General features: G+C 57.9%; 16 protein-coding genes. 9 read left to right on the forward strand and 7 right to left on the reverse strand.

Annotation, left to right across the window (positions count from 1 at the left end; genetic code table 11):
* Positions 1-47: 47 nt before the first annotated feature.
* From H9X86_RS01140 to H9X86_RS12675, 3 genes are read right to left on the reverse strand one after another with little or no spacing between them, the layout of a single operon-like run.
* Positions 48-248 carry a hypothetical protein gene (locus H9X86_RS01140; RefSeq protein WP_204899759.1) on the reverse strand — a complete coding sequence of 67 codons (201 nt, stop codon included), beginning with the start codon at positions 246-248 and terminating at the stop codon, positions 48-50.
* 20 nt (positions 249-268) lie between these two features.
* Entirely contained in the window at positions 269-1,108 is an 840-nt protein-coding gene (locus tag H9X86_RS01145) for a sigma-70 family RNA polymerase sigma factor (RefSeq protein WP_204899760.1), read from the reverse strand.
* Positions 1,105-1,842 (reverse strand): DUF6076 domain-containing protein, encoded by a 738-nt coding sequence (locus H9X86_RS12675; protein ID WP_346011403.1) that lies wholly within the window; start codon positions 1,840-1,842, stop codon positions 1,105-1,107. Before H9X86_RS12675 ends, H9X86_RS01145 begins: the two co-directional genes overlap by 4 nt.
* Positions 1,843-1,900: 58 nt before the next feature.
* Between H9X86_RS12675 and H9X86_RS01155 the strand changes: the two genes are divergently transcribed.
* From H9X86_RS01155 to H9X86_RS12845, 3 genes are all read left to right on the forward strand, one after another.
* On the forward strand, positions 1,901-2,167 hold the full coding sequence (locus H9X86_RS01155) for a hypothetical protein (protein ID WP_204899762.1): 267 nt from the start codon (positions 1,901-1,903) through the stop codon (positions 2,165-2,167).
* Positions 2,168-2,301: 134 nt separating this feature from the next.
* Entirely contained in the window at positions 2,302-3,006 is a 705-nt protein-coding gene (locus H9X86_RS01160) for an ankyrin repeat domain-containing protein (protein WP_204899763.1), read from the forward strand.
* Positions 3,007-3,024: 18 nt separating this feature from the next.
* Positions 3,025-5,166: a stage V sporulation T C-terminal domain-containing protein gene (locus H9X86_RS12845; RefSeq protein ID WP_204899764.1), complete on the forward strand. Its 2,142-nt coding sequence runs from the start codon at positions 3,025-3,027 to the stop codon at positions 5,164-5,166.
* Between the two features lie 42 nt (positions 5,167-5,208).
* Here H9X86_RS12845 and H9X86_RS01170 read toward each other — a convergent pair whose 3' ends face one another.
* The gene (locus H9X86_RS01170) at positions 5,209-5,916 is read right to left on the reverse strand and encodes a M23 family metallopeptidase (protein ID WP_204899765.1); all 708 of its coding nucleotides are present in this window, start codon (positions 5,914-5,916) and stop codon (positions 5,209-5,211) included.
* Positions 5,917-6,023: 107 nt separating this feature from the next.
* Complete coding sequence (locus H9X86_RS01175; RefSeq protein ID WP_346011404.1) at positions 6,024-9,461, reverse strand: pyruvate carboxylase; 3,438 nt, start codon at positions 9,459-9,461, stop codon at positions 6,024-6,026.
* Positions 9,462-9,729: 268 nt separating this feature from the next.
* On the opposite strand from H9X86_RS01175, the gene recG reads away from it, so the two are divergent.
* From recG to rsmI, 4 genes are read left to right on the forward strand one after another with little or no spacing between them, the layout of a single operon-like run.
* Positions 9,730-11,823: an ATP-dependent DNA helicase RecG gene (gene recG / locus H9X86_RS01180; protein WP_204899767.1), complete on the forward strand. Its 2,094-nt coding sequence runs from the start codon at positions 9,730-9,732 to the stop codon at positions 11,821-11,823.
* Positions 11,824-11,847: 24 nt separating this feature from the next.
* Positions 11,848-12,234 carry a C-GCAxxG-C-C family protein gene (locus H9X86_RS01185; protein ID WP_204899768.1) on the forward strand — a complete coding sequence of 129 codons (387 nt, stop codon included), beginning with the start codon at positions 11,848-11,850 and terminating at the stop codon, positions 12,232-12,234.
* 12 nt (positions 12,235-12,246) lie between these two features.
* Positions 12,247-14,424 carry a Tex family protein gene (locus tag H9X86_RS01190; RefSeq protein WP_204899769.1) on the forward strand — a complete coding sequence of 726 codons (2,178 nt, stop codon included), beginning with the start codon at positions 12,247-12,249 and terminating at the stop codon, positions 14,422-14,424.
* A 10-nt stretch (positions 14,425-14,434) separates the two neighbouring features.
* A complete protein-coding gene (gene rsmI, locus H9X86_RS01195; RefSeq protein WP_204899770.1) occupies positions 14,435-15,265 on the forward strand; it encodes a 16S rRNA (cytidine(1402)-2'-O)-methyltransferase in 831 nt (276 codons plus the stop codon).
* A gap of 108 nt (positions 15,266-15,373) precedes the next feature.
* Here rsmI and H9X86_RS01200 read toward each other — a convergent pair whose 3' ends face one another.
* Positions 15,374-15,616 carry an AbrB/MazE/SpoVT family DNA-binding domain-containing protein gene (locus tag H9X86_RS01200; protein WP_204899771.1) on the reverse strand — a complete coding sequence of 81 codons (243 nt, stop codon included), beginning with the start codon at positions 15,614-15,616 and terminating at the stop codon, positions 15,374-15,376.
* 184 nt (positions 15,617-15,800) lie between these two features.
* Between H9X86_RS01200 and H9X86_RS01205 the strand changes: the two genes are divergently transcribed.
* Together H9X86_RS01205 and H9X86_RS01210 are read left to right on the forward strand one after the other, a co-directional pair.
* A complete protein-coding gene (locus H9X86_RS01205; protein ID WP_204899772.1) occupies positions 15,801-16,376 on the forward strand; it encodes a nucleoside recognition domain-containing protein in 576 nt (191 codons plus the stop codon).
* Positions 16,377-16,386: 10 nt separating this feature from the next.
* Complete coding sequence (locus tag H9X86_RS01210) at positions 16,387-16,899, forward strand: spore maturation protein (protein WP_204899860.1); 513 nt, start codon at positions 16,387-16,389, stop codon at positions 16,897-16,899.
* A gap of 319 nt (positions 16,900-17,218) precedes the next feature.
* On the opposite strand, the gene H9X86_RS01215 is transcribed toward H9X86_RS01210, so the two are convergent.
* Positions 17,219-18,505 (reverse strand): CNNM domain-containing protein, encoded by a 1,287-nt coding sequence (locus H9X86_RS01215; RefSeq protein WP_204899773.1) that lies wholly within the window; start codon positions 18,503-18,505, stop codon positions 17,219-17,221.
* Positions 18,506-18,565 lie beyond the last annotated feature (60 nt).

The raw sequence follows: 18,565 nt of genomic DNA on the forward strand, positions 1-18,565 counted from the left end.
ATGCGATTTTTGTCGCATGGGGTGTGCTCGGTCGTTTTTCATAAAAATCACCATACATATCCAGAAAACGCTCCATCTGCCACTCCGGACCTGTGAACAGTCACGTCATAGCTTGCGCCGTTGCTTCCAGCCACAGTGCCGTGGTAAGAGGTGTCGCCCCACGGCTCCACATGCAAAACTTTTTTGTTCTGGAAATAATCATAGCCACGGGAGGCAGACTGCCCGCTGGCCAGGGATAAAATGCTCATATTATCGCCTCCCATCTGGTCTATCTGGGGTTACCACAAACTTCTCGCACCGCCTCCCGAATGGCCTTCTGCATAGCAATCCAGTGCCCATAGGCACCGCCGTTGAGTTGTTGCTTTAGCTTTCTGATGGCACTCTTATATGCTTTCTCAGCTCCGCTGGGGCCGTTGTAGTTCAAACGAATGGCCAGCTCCTGAAAGGTCATGCCCCGTCCCTCCGGCTGATCCAGGCCCAGATAGCTACGCACCAGATTCAGCTCCCGGGGGTTCAGGACCTCCTCCATACGCTGAGAAAGGAGCGTCCGGCGCATAAATCGGTCATAGGCCTTGGCGGGATCACCGCCATAACTTACATCAAAGACACGGTCACCCAAGGATTCCGTGTGAAAGAAGGTGCGGTACTCCTCCAGCAGCCGTTTGGCCACCTGGGCAGAGACCGATAGTTTTTTCTGGATTGCAGCGAGAAGTTCCTCCTCGCTTTCCTGCTCATAGTCAGCACAGAGAAAAGCCACCTGACGCACTTGTTGGTAACGCTCCGCCGGGAAAGACAGAGGGCAGGAGCTTCGGGCGGCAAAGTCCTGCATGGCGGCCTCAATGGCAGAGGTGGCATAGGTCAAAAGCTTGGTTCCTCTGGACGGGTCAAACCGCTGTGCCGCCTCCAGAAGTGCCAGCGCACCCTCTTGTTTCAAATCTTCCATCAGAGAGAGTTGGGAAAGCTGCTTGGCATATGTGGTGGCCAGTTTTGTGAGGTATCCCTCGTTCTGGGAGAGTAAGTGAGAAGCCGCCTGACGGTCTCCTGCCTGAATCTGACGGGCAAGCTCTTCATTGCTGCAAGAGGGGGAGGAGCAATGGTACATTCTCATGGCTGTTTTCCTCGTTCCAAACGCTGTTGGGCCTGAGAATAGAGTGCCTCCAGCTCCATGTCCTGTGCATACCCGTGGGTGGCATAGTCGTTGTCCATAAGGGCCTTGTCCCGATAGACTGCCGCCAAATGAAGCACCTCCTGCCGCAGCTCGTTCGAAATTTTGCCCCGCTGGTGATGTTTGCGGATGGTACCGGTGCGGGTGCTGAACAGACTGTAGATGGGGTGGTGTTTGTTTTGCTCCTTCTGGTGCATCATAGCTCCGTACTGTCGGCAGGTCATGCGACTGTCCTGGGGGGCCATGCCGTCGCAGTACTTGGGAACGTGGGCGTTGGTGGTGAGAAAATAATGCCCACAGTTCTGGCACTGGCTGGGGGCGTGTCCGTGATGCAACCCGTTCAACAGATCGAAGATGTAAAAGTGAATGAGGGTGGGGAATTCTATCCGCTGGACAAACACCATGTCTGTTTCGTGTTTGGGATTGCGGGCAAAGGTATAAGTGGAGGATATAGTAGGGGAGATGGTGAAGGGCTCAATCTCTGCATAGGAGGGTTGCTGCTGCTCTGGTTGGCCTGGGGCGGAGGCTGGAGCAAACTCAGTCTGCTGCTCCCGTGAGGGATGCCACCACCATGCCTTCCCATACCGACCGAAAAGCCCGGCGCAAACAACAGGAAAAGAAAATCGCCTTGGGACACAAGGCGGATGATCATGGGGACAAACCCACATGGGAACCATCCATGTGAATATTTTTCAGGCAAGCAGAGGAAAATGTTGGATAGGAGATGATAGCCCATTGCAAATGAACGTACGTGAAAAAAGTAAAGTGGTAGAGCTGTGGCTGACCCGAGAGGAAAAAAATGACCCGGAGTTCCGGGAATCCTTGAAACCCATCTACCAGCAGTACAAGGCGCAAAAGTATCTGGTAGCAGTGTTCCTGTCGGGAGAGGAAAACCTGTACGAGCAGACCCGGGATCTCCTGCTCTACAACCGCCGGCGGTCAGCGGAGAAAGAGGTGCAGAGGCAAAAGAAAATGCAAATGGAGCCGGTGATGACTCAGTGAGACATGGGGGAGGCAGTGCGAACTGCCTCCCCTGCTTCAGTTATTTTCCCCTTGCAATTTCGCAAGAACCGATGTACAATGTTATCTACAACAAGAGAAGTTTTGGTTAACTATATTGTTGAAAGGAGGATGCCATGGAATACAAGCAGCTGGAACTGAATCGAGCACTATTGGAAGCGGTAAAAGAAACTGATGTGGAACGGGCAGAGGTACTGCTGCAACAAGGGGCAGACCCACTGGGTATTTTTGACGAGAAAGAATATGACAATTTTGTGCTGCATGAAATGTTCATCGATGTGGCATGGGAGGAAGAACTCAATGAGAAAAGGCAAGAGTTGCTGCGCCTGTTCTTAGCCTATGGAATGGATGTATCAACCACAAATACAGCACCGGAGATTGATGACTATCTGAATCCGGTATGGTTGATGGCCCATATGAACAACGAGGGCGGTATACGGATGCTCAAACTTCTGTTGGATCATGGACTGGATGTCGTCTCTGCAGAAATTCTATTCAACCACATCTTCCTGGACATGGGACTATGTGTCGGGTGTGAAATCTATGATGAATCGTGGTTGGAGGAATGGAGATATCCTATGAAGATGATGATGCTCGTAGCGTCTTATCCGCACATATTGGAGGCCAGCGACTACATAAGAAAGTGCGTGGAGGTAGAACGCAACGATGTGTCTTGGTTGTCCAGTTTTCGGGACTGGAACCGATTTGTCTATGAGATTGACTTATCTACCTGTGACAGGCTCCCTCACGGTCTGCGCAACGCCACATTACATATCCGCGACACAAAAACAGGAGATATTGTGTGGAGTATGTACATCTGATGAAAGGAGGATTGCGGTGTGATCGAAACCTATGACATCGCCGGTTATTGCCGTATCTCGGTGGACGAGGAACTGGACCGGGACAACGTGTCCATCGAAAACCAAAAGGCCATCATCCAGGACTTTGTAAAGCAGAAATTTCCGGGTAGCACCCTCACCTTCTACGAGGACCGGGACCGCTCCGGCTACACCTTCGAGCAGCGGGAGGGCTACCAGGCCATGCGAAAGGGACTGGTGAGCCACAAATACGACATCCTGGTGGTCAAGGACTTCTCACGTTTCTCCCGCCGCAACAGTCGGGGACTGGTGGAGCTGGAGGACTTGCGGGATGCCGGGGCACGAATCATCTCCATCGGGGACGGCATCGACTTCCCCAACGACGATGACTGGCTGAAAATCCAGTTCCAATTCCTTATCAACGAAATGCCCGTCACCGACACCAGCAAAAAGGTGAAGAACGTTATCAAGCGTCGGCAGGCGGACGGGAAATGGATCTGTGCCGCTCCTTATGGCTACATTGTCAACAAACAGCAGGCCTTTGAGGTGGTTCCCACCGAGGCAGACGTGGTGCGTACCATCTTCCGTCTCTACAACGAGGAGGGGTGGGGGTATAAGAAGATCGCCAACTACCTCACCGACCAGGGCATCCCCACCCCTCGCATGGCGGAGCAGGCCCGGAAGGAGGCGGCCGGGGAGGAGTATCGCCGGACGGTGAAGCGTGACTGGGCGCTGGTGACGGTGCAGGGCATTCTGGACAACGACTTCTACATTGGTACTCTGCGCCAGGGAAAGTATACCCGCAAGAAAATCAACGGCAAGGACGTGCGCCAGGACGAGGGCGAGCATATTGTCATCGAGAACCACCATCAGGCCATCATCGACTACCGCACCTTTGCCACCACCCGGGCTTTGCGGGAAATGCGTACCACCTCCAACTACCGGGGGGTGAAAAAGTACGACAATGTGTACTCCGGGTTCCTGGTGTGCGGGGACTGCGGCAGCCCCATGTTTGCCATGAGCCGGAAGGATTTGAAAAACGCCTACACCTGTGGCACCTACCACCGCCGGGGGCGGTCGGGATGTACCTCCCACCACATCCGGGTGGACAAGCTGGATGAGCTTCTGAAAAGTTATGTCCGGCAGGTGATGGATCACTCCTCTGAGATGCTCCAGCGACTCAATGAGGACTTGGCCCGGGAGCAGGAGGATGTAGCGGAGACGGAGCAGAGCGCCGACCACCTGGCCGAGGTGCTGGTGGATCTCCAGGAAGAACTGAAGGTCACAAAACGCCAGCGCATCCGGGACCTGATGAAGCACCCGGAGCAGGAAGAGTTGCTGGAGCAGACCTACGACGAGCTGGAGGCAGACCTGCAAAAGCGAATTGAGGGCATCAGCCATCAGATTGAAATGATGTCTGACAAGCGCAACACCATCATCCAGGTCAACCGAGCCGCCCGCACCGCCATGGAGGTCTTTGAGGACATTCTCAACAAGGACACCTTGGAGCGCAACGACCTGGAGCTGATCATCCGGCAGATCAAGGTCTATGAGGACCACTTGGAGATCCAGCTGCAATCGGACGTGGACGCCATACTCCGCTCAGGAACCCTGGAGGGCGCCGTAAATTTTAATGAGGGCATGGGGCATATCTCATCGGTCACCATCGTTCAGGAGTCTAACAAGCACCTGGACAAGGCGTTCCATGCCAATGTTGTCAGTGACGGTGACCCTCTAGAGATCTATACCGACCGAGAAGGCGGCGTGATCTTCCGCAAGTATTCTCAGATGGAGGATATGAGTGAGCTGGCCGGGAATTTGTGTGAAATTATGTATCGAGTGCTCAGCGTTCCTGTGGTGGTCACTGACCGGGACTGCTGTATTGCCGCCGGGGGCGTGCCCCGGAAGGAAGTGCTGGAGCGCACTGTGTCCGCCCAGCTGGAGGACGCCATGGAACAGCGCAAAAGTGTGCGGGGCGACAGTGAGTTTGCAGTGCTGGAGGGGGATGGACGATATCTGGTGGAGAGCGTCCATCCCATCGTCAGCCACGGAGACGTTTTAGGAAGTGTGCTGTTGCTCCATGGAGACGTACCGGTGGGCGAGACAGAGGAGAAAATGGCTCAGATGGCAGCCACATTTTTGGGCCGACACATGGAGAGTTAAAAGAAAGGGATGCACGAGGCGGCGCTTCGTGCATCCCTTTTCTTATTGCCCCAGGTATTCCTCGGGGTTGATGGCATCGTTGCCCTGGTACATGGCAAAATGCAGATGGGGTTCTTTGCCGCTCTCCGAAACAGCGGTATTTCCCACCTCGCCCACCACGGTGTCCGACACCACGGTGTCTCCCACAGAAACAGGGGGATTTTCCGCCAGATTGGCGTAGACGCTGTACAGCTCGTTGCCGTGGTCCACCACCACAGTGACGCCCATCACATCGTCATCATATACCTGGCTGACTGTGCCCTTGGCGGTAGCCTGTACCCGGGTACCCAGGGAAGAGGCGATGTCAATACCGTCGTGGGTGCGCCAGTCTCCCATTGCATCGTTATAGGACAGTGCCTCCACAGAGAAGGAGGAGATCACGGTGCCGCTCACCGGCCAGGAGTACTGGGCTGCGGTCTCCTGGGTGGATGCGGTGGGTGTGGGTGTGGGTACTGCGGTGGGTGTGGGAGACGGGGTAGGAGCAGGTGTTGCGGTGGGGCGTGGGGTAGGATTCACCTTCGGGGTGACGGTGATGGATGCTGTGCTTGAGGCGGCTTGATCGGCCAGCTTCGGCATGGTTCCGCGCACACCCTGAATGAGGAAGTAGGCGGACAGGCCGATGGCCATGACACACACCAGCACAGCAAGATAGAATCCCTTTCCCGTGACAAATTCCACAGCTCGCTGCCACAAATTCGGTTTCTGGTTCATAATAACACCTCCACGGCTATTTTGGACAGGAGGTGAAATCGATATACCGACTAATGGGAAAAATATGGTGGAGATTCCCGTTGGGGAATCTCCACCATAAAAAAGGGTTATTTCACTTTGATGGTCATCAGCAGTTCGCCAGCCTTGACGCCGGTACCGTCGGTGATAAACACCTGATCTACCACACCGGCCATCCGGGCTACCACGGAGGTCTCCATCTTCATGGCCTCGATGACAGCCACCACCTGGTTTTCCTCCACAGTGTCGCCAGGCTTCACAGACACTTTGGACACCATGCCGGGGATGGAGGAGCCAACCTGGCTCTTATCCTCGGGATCGGCCATGACGACCACCTTGCCCTTGACCTCGGCCCGCTTATCCGGCACAGCCACCTCTCGGCGGGCGCCGTTGAGCTCGAAGTTCACGGTGCGGGTGCCGTCATCGTTCTGGTCGCCCAGACCCAGATACTTGATGACCAGGGTCTTGCCGTCTTCGATGTTGATCTTGTTGGTCTCACCGATGGCCATGCCGTTGAAGAACACATGGCTGCTCATCCGGGTGATGTAGCCGTATTCCTGGCGGTGGCGACGGTAGTCCTCATACACTTTGGGGAAGAGGCAGTAGGAGAGGATTCCTCGGGTGGTGATATGCTCGGGCTCCATAAAGTGGGTCATCTCCTGACGCACAGCCTCGAAATCCACGGGGGGCAGCAGCTGACCGGGGCGGCAGGTGATGGGCTTCTCGCCCTTGAGAACCACTTCTTGCAGGCCCTCGGGCTGGAATCCCCAGGCGGGCTGGCCCATCATACCCTTGAAGTAGCTCACCACCGAGTCGGGGAAGGACAGGCTCTTGCCTCGCTCCACGATGTTCTCCGGGGTGAGGTCGTTTTGCACCATGAAGATGGCCAGGTCTCCTACCATCTTGGAGGAGGGGGTCACCTTCACCAAGTCGCCCAGCATGTCGTTGACGGTCTTGTACATCTCCTTGACCTCGTCGAAACGGGAACCAAGACCCAAGGACACCACCTGCGGGTACAGGTTGGTGTACTGGCCGCCGGGGATCTCGTAGCGGTAGATGTCGGTGGTGGGGCTCTTGAGACCCTCGTCGAAGTTGGCGTAGCGCAGACGTACATCGGCCCAGTAGTTGTCCAGCCGCTGGATTTCCCGCAGATCCAGACCGGTGTCCCGCTCCTGTCCCTCCAGTGCCGCCACCACGGCGGAGAGGGAGGGCTGGCTGGTGAGGCTGGACAGGGAGGCGGTGGCACAGTCCACAATGTCTACCCCGGCCTCGGCGGCCATGAGATAGGTGGCAACCTGGTTTCCGGTGGTGTCGTGGGTGTGCAGGTGGATGGGCAGTCCCACCTCCTGCTTGAGGGTGGTAATCAGCTTCTTGGCGGCGTAGGGCTTGAGCAGGCCGGACATATCTTTGATGCACAGGGTGTGAGCACCCCGGCGCTCCAGCTCCTTGGCCATATCCACATAATATTTCAAGGTGTACTTGTCCCGCTTAGGGTCGAGGATGTCACCGGTGTAGCACATGGTGGCCTCCAGAACCTTGTTCTGGCGCAGCACCTCTTCCATGGCCACCTCCATGCCGGGGATCCAGTTCAGGGAGTCGAACACCCGGAAGATGTCGATGCCCTCACGGGCGGCCTCCCGTACAAACTCTCGCACCAGGTTGTCGGGGAAGTTGGCATATCCCACCATGTTGGAGCCTCGCAGCAGCATCTGGAAGGGAATGTTGGGAATCTTCTCCCGCAGCTGCTCCAGACGGTCCCAGGGGGACTCATGGAGGAAGCGGTAGGCAGTGTCAAAGGTGGCCCCACCCCACATCTCCAGGGAGAAGCAGTCGTTCAGGATCTCCGCAGTGCCGTCCGCTCCGTGGAGCATATCACGGGTACGCATCCGGGTGGAGAGAAGGGACTGGTGGGCATCCCGCATGGTGGTGTCGGTGATGAGCAGCTTCTTCTGGCTGAGCACCCACTCCTTCACAGCCTCGGGGCCCTTCTCATCCAGCAGCTGTTTGAGGCCATGGAGAGGCTTTCCAGTGGGGGTGGGGAAGCGGGGCTTGTGGTACTGCTTGCGCTCAGTGTCCGGGTTGTCCACCTGAATCTGGGCGATGTACTTCAAAACCTTGGTGGCACGATCCCGGCTGCTCTCAATGTCAAAGAGTTCGGGGGTGTCGTCAATGAACTTGGTGTGGCAGGCTCCGGCCAGGAAGGCAGGGTGGCTGAGGATGTTGGTGACAAAGGGAATGTTGGTCTTTACCCCTCGCACATGCTCCTCGTTCACAGCACGGGTGGCCCGACGGCAGGCCCCGGCAAAGGTGTTGTCCCAGGTGGTGACCTTTACCAGCAGGGAGTCGTAGTAGGGGGAGATGACTGCCCCGGCGGCGGCATTACCGCCGTCCAGACGCACGCCAAAACCGCCGCTGGAACGGTAGGCGGAGATTTTGCCCGTGTCAGGGGCGAAGTTGTTGGAGGGGTCCTCGGTGGTGACCCGGCACTGGATGGAGTAGCCGTAGATGCGCAAATCCTCCTGACGAGCCAGCCCAATGGCGGGGTGGGACAGGGGATGCCCCTCGGCAATGAGGATTTGGGCACGCACCAGGTCCACCCCGGTGACCATCTCGGTGACGGTGTGCTCCACCTGAATCCGGGGATTCATCTCAATGAAATAGTGCTGACCCGTCTTGCCGTCCACCAAAAACTCCACGGTTCCGGCATTGACGTAGCCCACGTGCTTGGCGATTTTTACAGCGTCCGCTCGCAGAGCTTCCACAGTGGCCTTAGGCACCGACCAGGCGGGGGCGTACTCTACTACCTTCTGATAGCGGCGCTGGAGGGAGCAGTCACGCTCACCCAGGTGCATGACATTTCCGTGCTCGTCGGCCAGGATCTGCACTTCGATGTGCTTAGGCTCCACCAGGAACTTCTCGATGAAGATATCCTCGTTGCCAAAGGCCTTGCGGGCCTCGTTTTTCACCAGCTCAAACTCCCGGCGCACGTCCTCTACGCTGTCACAGCGGCGCATACCACGGCCACCGCCGCCTGCAGCGGCCTTGAGGATAATGGGGAAGCCATAGCTCACTGCCTTTTCCACCGCCTCATCGGCGTCCTTCAAGGGCTGGGTGGAGCCGGGGATGATGGGCACGTTACAGGCAATAGCGGTGGCTTTGGCCGCCAGCTTGTCTCCCATCTGGGCCAGTACCTGGGAGGGAGGGCCGATGAACTTGATGCCGCTCTGCTCACAGGCCCGGGCAAAGTCGGCGTTCTCGGACAAAAAGCCGTAACCGGGGTGGATGGCAGTGACACCCCGGCGCTTAGCCAGGTCAATGATGGCGGGAATGTCCAGATAGGCTCCCAGGGGAGACTGGTTCTCTCCAATGAGGTAGGCCTCATCTGCCTTGATGCGGAACATGGAATTGGTGTCCTCGTTGGAGTACATGGCCATTGTATGAAGTCCTAAATCGTGGCAGGCACGGAAGATACGAATGGCGATCTCGCCCCGGTTGGCGGCGAGCACCTTGGAGAATTGTTGAGCCACAGTCTGACCTCCTTTATATGGTTGAGAGTGGTTGATAAGGTACATTATAGTGCTAGATTCCCCCTTTTGCAACGGAGAAACCCTGTTAAAAAACAAACTTAGTAAATCTGACATGAAAACCGGACTTCAGCGGTTGAAGTTGTGGCAAACAGACAAAAGTCCATCTGTGGGAGACAGATGTGCGGGAGATTGGGGTGGTCAGGGGGGCGGGATTGTGGTACAATAGAGCCTCTGAACGTGAAAATTCCAGAACATGGAGGTGAGAAGGATGGAGCAGGGGGCAAATGTAGCATTGGCTTCCCTCTCGGGGGTTGGTCCGGTGCGCAGCGGCAAGCTGGCTAAGCTGGGGCTGGAGCGGCTGGAAGATGTACTGTGGCACTTCCCCCTCCGGTATGAGGATCGGCGGAAGATCTACACGGTGCGGGAGGCCCCGGAAGGGGAGATGTGCTGTGTCAAGGCCATGATTGCCCAATCTCCCCAGCTGTCCCGGGCACGCAGCGGGGTAGAACTGGTGAAGGTGAGGTGCGTGGACGAGACGGGGACGCTGAACCTCACCTTCTTTCACCAGAGTTACCTCCGTCACACCTTTTCCCCCGGTGAGGTGTATGTCTTCTACGGCAAGGCCGAGCGGCAGGGCAGAGGGCTTGCCATGGTCAACCCACTCTTTGAAAAGGAGGGAGAGGAGAAGTACACCGGACGCATTGTCCCCGTGTACCCGCTGACGGCGGGCATCCACAACGCCCTGATGATGAATCTGGCCCGGCTGGCGGTGGATCAGGTGGCCCCTACGGTGGAAGAGGTACTTCCCCTGTGGGTGCGCCAGCGGTACGGGCTGTGCCAGCAGGAGTTTGCCCTGTCCAACATCCACTTTCCCCAGAATTTTGAGGGCCTGGAGGGGGCGAGAAAGCGGCTGATTTTTGAGGAGCTTATGACCCTCACCTGTGGCCTTGCCATGCTGAAAGGACGGCGGCAGCACTTTGACGGGTTGACCTTCACATCCAAATCCCCCGGGGAATTTGCCGCCCTGCTCCCCTTTGCTCCCACCGGTGCTCAGAGCCGGGCCATGGAGGATATCTTCCACGATGTCACTTCGGGGCAGAGCATGAACCGCTTGGTGCAGGGAGATGTGGGCTCGGGCAAGACGGCGGTGGCTGCCTACGGGGCGTGGGTGGCGGCCCTCAGCGGGGTACAGTGTGCCCTCATGGCCCCTACCGAGCTGCTGGCCGAGCAGCACTTCCGCACCCTGTCCGCCCTGTTGGGGCCCAGTGGCATCCGGGTGGAGCTGCTCACCGGGTCGGTGAAGGGAGCGGGGCGGAAAAAACTGCTCCAGGAATTGGCCCAGGGAGATATTCAGGTGCTGGTGGGCACCCACGCTCTCTTTTCCCAGGGGGTGGAGTACCATCAGCTGGGCCTGGTGATTGCCGACGAGCAGCACCGCTTTGGGGTGGCCCAGCGGGGTGCTCTGGCTGCCAAGGGGGGAAAAACTCCGCCCCATGTGCTGGTGATGTCCGCAACCCCCATTCCCCGCACCCTGGCCCTGATGATCTACGGAGATATGGAGGTGTCCATCATCGACGAACTGCCTCCCGGACGTACACCGGTTTCCACCTATGTGGTGGGGGAGGACAAGCGGCAGCGGATGTACGGCTTTGTTCGCTCCCAGGTGGGCCAGGGCAGACAGGTGTATCTGGTGTGCCCTGCTGTGGAGGAGAATCAGGGGGAGGAAGGGGAGGGGCAGACCTCCCTGTTTCCCGCCATGGATCTCAAGGCGGTGACCACCTATGCCAAGCAGCTGCAAGAGCAGGTGTTCCCTGATTTGAAGGTGGGCTTTGTCCACGGCAAGATGAAGGGAAAGGACAAGGAGACCATCATGTCCGCCTTTGCCCGAGGAGATATTCAGATCCTGGTCTCCACCACCGTCATTGAGGTGGGGGTGGATGTGCCCAACGCCACGTTGATGATCGTGGAGAATGCCGACCGCTTTGGCCTATCTCAGCTCCATCAGCTGCGGGGCCGGGTGGGCCGGGGGAAATATGAAAGTTATTGTGTGCTGGTCTCTTCCAGCCGGAGCGAAACCGCACGACAGCGGCTGCGGGTGCTCACCCAGACCACAGATGGCTTCCGCATTGCTCAGGAGGACTTGCGGTTGCGAGGCCCCGGCGACTTTTTCGGCCAGCGGCAGCACGGATTGCCCCAGCTGAAGGTGGCGGACTTTGCCTCCGATTTGGAACTGCTGCACCAGGCCCGCCAGGTGGCCCAGGAGCTGGTGGAGGGGGACCCGGACCTGATGCGGGAGGAACACCGTCCCCTTCGGCGGCGCGTTGAACTTATGTTCCGGGATAACCCGGATATTTTTCATTGAGTTAAGGAAATGGAGCGAAAAACCATGACAAGAAAAGAACACAGCAAGGCCCTGCGGGCCGATACTCAGGTACACTACAACTGCGCCCAGTCGGTGCTCATCCCCTTTGCCCAGGATATGGGGCTGGCCCATGAGCAGGCCAATGCCCTGGGGCAGAATTTTGGCGCTGGTATGGGCTGCGGCTCGGTGTGCGGAGCCATCACCGGGGCTTTTGTTGCCATGGGCGGACTGGGGATGCCCCAGGAGAAGCGCTCTCAGCTGTTGCGGGAGTTTCGCCAGGCCCACGGGGATGTCCACTGTGCCCAACTGCTCAAGGCTGCTGCCCAGCGGGGCGAGGAGCGCAAGTGCCACTGCGACCGGATGGTGGAATGGTGCATGGAGTGGGTCAGCCGGGAAAGCGGCCTGGAGTAAAGGAGAATACCAATGGAAGAACTCATCAAGCGTTTGGCCCAGGAGCTGTCTGTCCCGGCCAAGCATGTGGAAAACGTCATCAATCTTTTGGACGAGGGGAATACCGTGCCCTTCATCGCCCGGTATCGTAAGGAGCTCCACGGGGGCATGGATGACCAGCTCATCCGTCAGCTCTCTGACCGTCTGCAATATCTGCGGGGCTTGGACAAGCGGCGCCAGGAGGTAAAAACCGCCATTGAAAACCAGGGGAGACTCACCCACGAGTTGGCCCAAGCCATTGACCAGGCCCAGACCCTGGCGGAGGTGGAGGACTTGTACCGCCCCTATCAGCAAAAACGGCGCACCCGGGCCACCATGGCCAAGGAGAAGGGACTGGAGCCCCTGGCACAGACCCTCTATGAACAAAAACGGGATTGTCCCGACCCCGAGGTACTGGCTCAGGACTTCGTCAACCCGGACTTGGGTGTGGAGGATGTGGCGGCAGCGTTGCAGGGAGCCTCCGACATTGTGGCGGAGTGGATCTCAGATGATGCGGACATCCGCAAGAGCCTTCGCGCTCTCTATTCCAAAAAGGCAGTGGTGGTGTCCAAAGCTGCTGCCAAGGAGCCGGAGGACACCGTCTATCGGCTGTACTATGAGTTCTCCGCCCCTGTGAGCAAGGTGATGGGCCACCAGGTACTGGCCATGAACCGGGGAGAGCGGGAGGATATTTTGAAGGTGTCGGTGGACATGGACGAGGAGGAGGCCCTGGTGGCTGTTCGCCGCCAGGTGGTGCGCCCCGGCACCCCCGCCATGGCTTTTGTAAAGGCTGCTGCCGAGGACGCCTACCGCCGACTCATTGCTCCCTCCCTGGAGCGGGAGGTGCGCAGCGACCTCACCGAGAAGGCTTCGGAGGGGGCCATTGGCCAGTTCGCCCTCAACCTCAAGCCGCTGCTGATGCAGCCTCCGGTGAAGGGCCATGTGACCATGGGCCTGGACCCCGGCTACCGCATGGGATGCAAGGTGGCGGTCATTGACCCCACGGGCAAGGTGCTGGACACCACCGTGGTCTATCCCACCCACGGGGAGCGGGGGAAGCAGGAGGCCATTACTAAACTCTCCGCCCTGGTGAAAAAGCACCATGTGCAGCACATTGCCATCGGCAACGGCACCGCCAGCCGGGAGACCGAGCAGATGGCGGTGGAGATGATTGGAAAGCTAAACTGCGGGGTCACCTATATGATGGTCAACGAGGCAGGGGCCTCGGTGTATTCCGCCTCCAAGCTGGCCGCTGATGAGTTCCCCGACTATGACGTGAACCTGCGTTCGGCGGTGTCCATTGCCCGTCGGCTCCAGGATCCTCTGGCCGAGCTGGTGAAAATTGACCCCAAGAGCATCGGCGTGGGCCAGTACCAGCACGACATGCCCCAGGCCCGATTGGGCGAGGCTCTGGACGGGGTGGTGGAGGACTGCGTCAACGGCGTGGGGGTGGATGTGAACACCGCTTCGGCACCCTTGCTGGCCCGGGTGGCTGGCCTGACCCAGACCACCGCCAAGAACATTGTGAAGTACCGGGAGGAAAACGGCCCCTTTACCACCCGCAAACAGATTTTGAAGGTGCCAAAGCTGGGCCCCAAGGCCTTTGAGCAGTGCGCTGGATTCCTGCGGGTGCCCGAGAGCAAATCTCCCCTGGACAACACCGCCGTCCACCCAGAGAGCTATGAGGCGGCCCAGAAGCTGCTGGAGCTGTGCGGTTACACCATGGCCCAGGTGAAAGCGGGGACGCTCCAGGACCTGATGGACAAGGTGAAGGCCTACGGCGCAGAGCGGGCGGCGGAAGAGTGCGGGGTGGGTGTACCCACCCTGTTGGACGTGGCCGGAGAGCTGATGAAGCCGGGGCGTGACCCCCGAGACGAGCTGCCCGCCCCTGTGCTGCGTACCGACGTGCTGGAGATGAAGGATTTGAAGCCGGGGATGGAGCTGAAAGGCACCGTGCGCAATGTCATCGACTTCGGTGCCTTTGTGGACATCGGGGTCCACCAGGACGGTCTGGTGCACATCAGCCAGATCTGCGACCGTTTCATCAAGCACCCCTCCCAGGTGCTGTCCGTGGGTGATGTGGTGACGGTGTGGGTCAAAGAGGTGGACGAGAAGAAAAAACGCATCTCCCTGACCATGAAGGGAGCCGCAGCGGCTGCGCCGGGAAAGTGAGGAGATAGCGATGAGCGGTAAATTGTATCTGGTTCCCACCCCCATTGGCAACCTGGGGGACATCTCCCGGCGTATGGCGGACACCATGGCTCAGGCGGACTTTTTGGCCGCCGAGGACACCCGGGTGACGGTAAAGCTGCTCAATCATCTGGGGCTGAAAAAGCCCATGGTCAGCTACCACCGCCACAACTTTTCCACAGCGGGGCCTTCCATTGTGGAGCGTTTGCTGGCGGGAGAGAGTTGTGCCCTGGTCACCGATGCGGGCACCCCCGCCATTTCCGACCCCGGGGAGGATCTGGTGGCGCTGTGCGCCCAGCAGGGGATCGCTGTGGAGGCGGTTCCCGGCCCCTGTGCCCTCATCTGTGCCCTGTCCGCCTCGGGTCTACCCACTGCCCGTTTTACCTTTGAGGGGTTCCTGCCCCAAAACAAGAAAAATCGCCGTTCCCACTTGGATAGTCTCAAGGGGGAACAGCGCACCATGGTCTTTTATGAGGCCCCCCACAAGCTGGAGGACACCTTAGAGGATTTTGTGGCGGTGTTTGGCCCCCAGCGGCGGATCGCCCTGTGCCGGGAGCTGACGAAGCTCCATGAAGAGGTGGTACGTACAACCGTGGGTCAGGCCCTGGAGGACTGCGCCAGCCGTCCGCCCAGAGGAGAGTATGTTCTGGTGGTGGAAGGGGCAGAGGAGGTTCCAGTGGAGCAGGCAGATCCCCAGCTGGCCCTGAAGCGAGTGGAACAGCTGCGGAGCGAAGGGCTGTCTCTGAAGGAGGCCTGTGCCAAGGCTGGGGAAGAATTTGGCATGAAAAAGCGGCAGCTGTACGATATGAGCCTGGGAAAGTGATTACCAATAGTATAAAAACGCCCCTTTATTTTTTGGCGAAAACAGGCATAAAATGACAAAAAACCCCGGTGGAAACAATTTCCACCGGGGTTTTGCCGTAAAAAGTATTTACTTTTCTTCCAGTTCCCGCAGGCAGGATGCGCAGATGTTTTTACCCTTAAAAGTGGTGATATCAGAAGATTCTCCGCAGAAGATACAGGCGGGCTCGTACTTCTTTAGCACGATAGAGCCGCCATCCACGTAAATTTCCAGGGCGTCACGTTCCGCAATGTCCAAAGTACGGCGCAATTCAATGGGCAGAACGATGCGGCCAAGCTCGTCCACCTTGCGGACAATTCCAGTCGATTTCATGTGTGAAGTCCTCCTTACAAAATGTGCACTTTCACGAAGCAATCTCATTATAACACAGTGTATAATCTTGTCAATCGAAAAAGCATAAAATTAAAAGAAGTATAAGAATTTTCCAAGAAAATTGTCGAAGGGTTATGGCAGGCACGGAAGGGGCATAGGGATGGAGAGATAAGGGGGTGGCAGGATGGCTATGTCGTGGATTTGGGTGGTCATGGTGGGGGCATCTATTTTGTGTGGAGCAGCCACAGGGCGCATGGATGACATTGCAGCTGCGGCGCTGGAGGGTGCCAACGCCGGGGTGGAGTTGTGCCTGGCTATGGCGGGAGTGATGTGCCTGTGGATGGGTGTGATGAAGGTGATGGAGAAAAGTGGCCTGGTTGGCGGTCTGTCCCGGTGCCTTCACCCTGTGCTCTCCCGGCTCTATCCCCAACACAGTGGAGATGAGCGGGTTATGGGGGCGGTGAGTGCCAATGTGGCGGCCAATCTGCTGGGGCTGGGCAATGCGTCCACGCCTTTGGGCATTCGAGCTGCTCAGCTGATGGCGGAGGGGACGGGCGGGGTGGCCAGTGACAGCCTGTGTATGCTGGTGGTGTGCAACACAGCATCCATTCAGCTCATTCCTGCCACCGTGGCCAGTGTACGCCAGGCGGCGGGGAGTGTATCGGCCTTTGACATCCTGCCAGCGGTGTGGCTTGCTTCAGCGGTATCGGTGACCGTGGGGATTGTGGCGGCCAAGGTGATGGCACGGCTGTGGAGGTGAGTGCCTGGTGATGTCCATGGTGGTACCTTGCATTCTGCTATCGGTGGCGGTCTGGGGGCTATCCTGTAAGGTGGATGTGTGGTCAACCCTGGTGGAGGGGGGGACCCAGGGCCTGCGCACGGCAGTGGGCATGGTGCCCTCCCTGGTGGGGCTGCTGTGCGGGGTGTATATGCTCCGGGCCTCTGGGGCGCTGGAGCTGCTGGAGGGGGTGCTGGCCCCGGTTTTGAGCTGGGTGGGCATTCCGCCGGAGACGGTGGGACTGTTGGTGGTGCGGCCTGTCAGCGGCACAGCCGCCCTGGGGCTGGGGGCGGAGCTGATCAGCAGTTACGGCCCGGACTCTCTGGTGGGGCGCACAGCGGCGGTGATGCTTGGCTCCACCGAGACCACCTTTTACACGGTGGCGGTGTACTTTGGCGCCGCAAAGATTAACCGCACTCGCTATGCCATTCCGGCGGCCCTGTGCGCTGATATGGCGGGCTTTCTCGCTGCCAGCTGGGCGGTGCGGTGGCTGTTTGGAGCATAAAAAAGAACGGGCGACAGCCCGTTCTTGAGCGTGTCGAAAAAGTTCGACACGCTTCTCAAAAATGCAAGCATTTTTTCGAGGGAATGCAGCCCGCTGCATGCACCCTTGGGTCAAAGGGCGACCCAAGGCCACACTGGCGGGCTGAGATGTGTTTTTTTCGATGCGCATGTCCCCGAAAAAAACGTGATTCTAATTTATTTTCCCATCTGCGGATGGGAAAACTCTGCCGAGGGCTTTTGCCTATGCAAAAACGTTCATATTTTTGCATAGACAACATGTTTTTTGACATAAAAAAGAACGGGCCAAGGCCCGTTCTTTTTTATGCTTCGCTTTCTTTAGAAATCTTTTTCACCAAAATTTCCAGCACCCGGTGGTGCTCCACGTTGGTGACGGTGACATCCAGGTTCTCCCACACAAAGTGGTCCCCCACATCGGGGATGCGGCCCATCTGCTCCAGCACCCAGCCGGAGACAGTGGCGGCGTCGCAGGAGCCGGTGACGGAGAACAGGTCGTACATATCGTCCAGGTTTGCCGAGCAGGCGATGAGGTAGCTGCCGTCAGGCTGGGGGCGGAACTGCTCCACCACCTCGTCGTGTTCATCCCAGATGTCGCCCACCAGCTCCTCCACCACGTCTTCCATGGTCAGCAGGCCCTCGGTGCCGCCGTACTCGTCCACCACGATGGCCATGTGGGTCTTGGTGCGCTGGAACTGGCGCATGAGATCGTCAATTTTGGTGCTGGTAGTCACATGGAGCACCGGATGAATGAGGGGTTGCAGCTGGGTGCGGCCGTGGTAGCGGGCGGCAAATAGATCCTTTTGGTGGATGACACCTACCACGTTGTCCAGGGACTCGTGATACACCGGCATCCGGGAGTACCCCTCCTGGGCAAACAGGGCGGTGGCCTCCTCCATGGATGCGGTGTCCTCCAGAGCCACGATATCCACACGGGGCGTGAGAATGTCCGAGGCCTCCAGATCGTCAAAGCGAATGGCGGAACAGATGAGCTGGCTCTCCTCGGCATCCAGGCCGCCCTGGTCTTCCGCCTCGGTGACCATGGTCACCAGCTCCTCGTTGGTAATGCCCACTTCATCTTTGGTGTGGAACACCTTGGACAGCAGCTTCTTCCACAGGGTAAAGAAGAAGGTGGCGGGGGTGAGAATCACCATGAAAAAACGCAGGAAGGGGGCGGAGAACAGAGCGAAGCTCTCCGGGGACTCCTTGGCCAGGCTCTTGGGGGAGACTTCACCAAAAATCAGAATTACAATGGTAAGTACCACCGTGGACACAGCAGGACCTTTGCCCGGCCCCAGAAAATCAATAAACAGCACGGTGGATAGGGTAGTTGCCACATTGTTGACAATGTTATTGCCAATCAGGATGGTGGACAGGAGCTGGTCGTATCGTTCCGCCAGAGCCAGTACACGGGCGGCCCGGGCATCTCCGTTGTCCGCCCGGCTCTTGAGCCGAATGCGGTTGAGAGAGGTAAACGCAGTTTCGGTGGCGGAGAAATACGCACTCATCACCACCATACAAAATAATACAACCAATAGGACTATACTGTCATCACCCAACACGGAATCATCACTCCTCAATCTATTTCTCATTGTTCTTGGGTATTGTCACCAAATATACCACATTCCCAGGGAACATGCAAGAAAAAGTCG

The sequence above is a fragment of the Pseudoflavonifractor capillosus genome, assembly GCF_016902575.1.
Lineage (GTDB): Bacteria > Bacillota > Clostridia > Oscillospirales > Oscillospiraceae > Enterenecus > Enterenecus capillosus_A.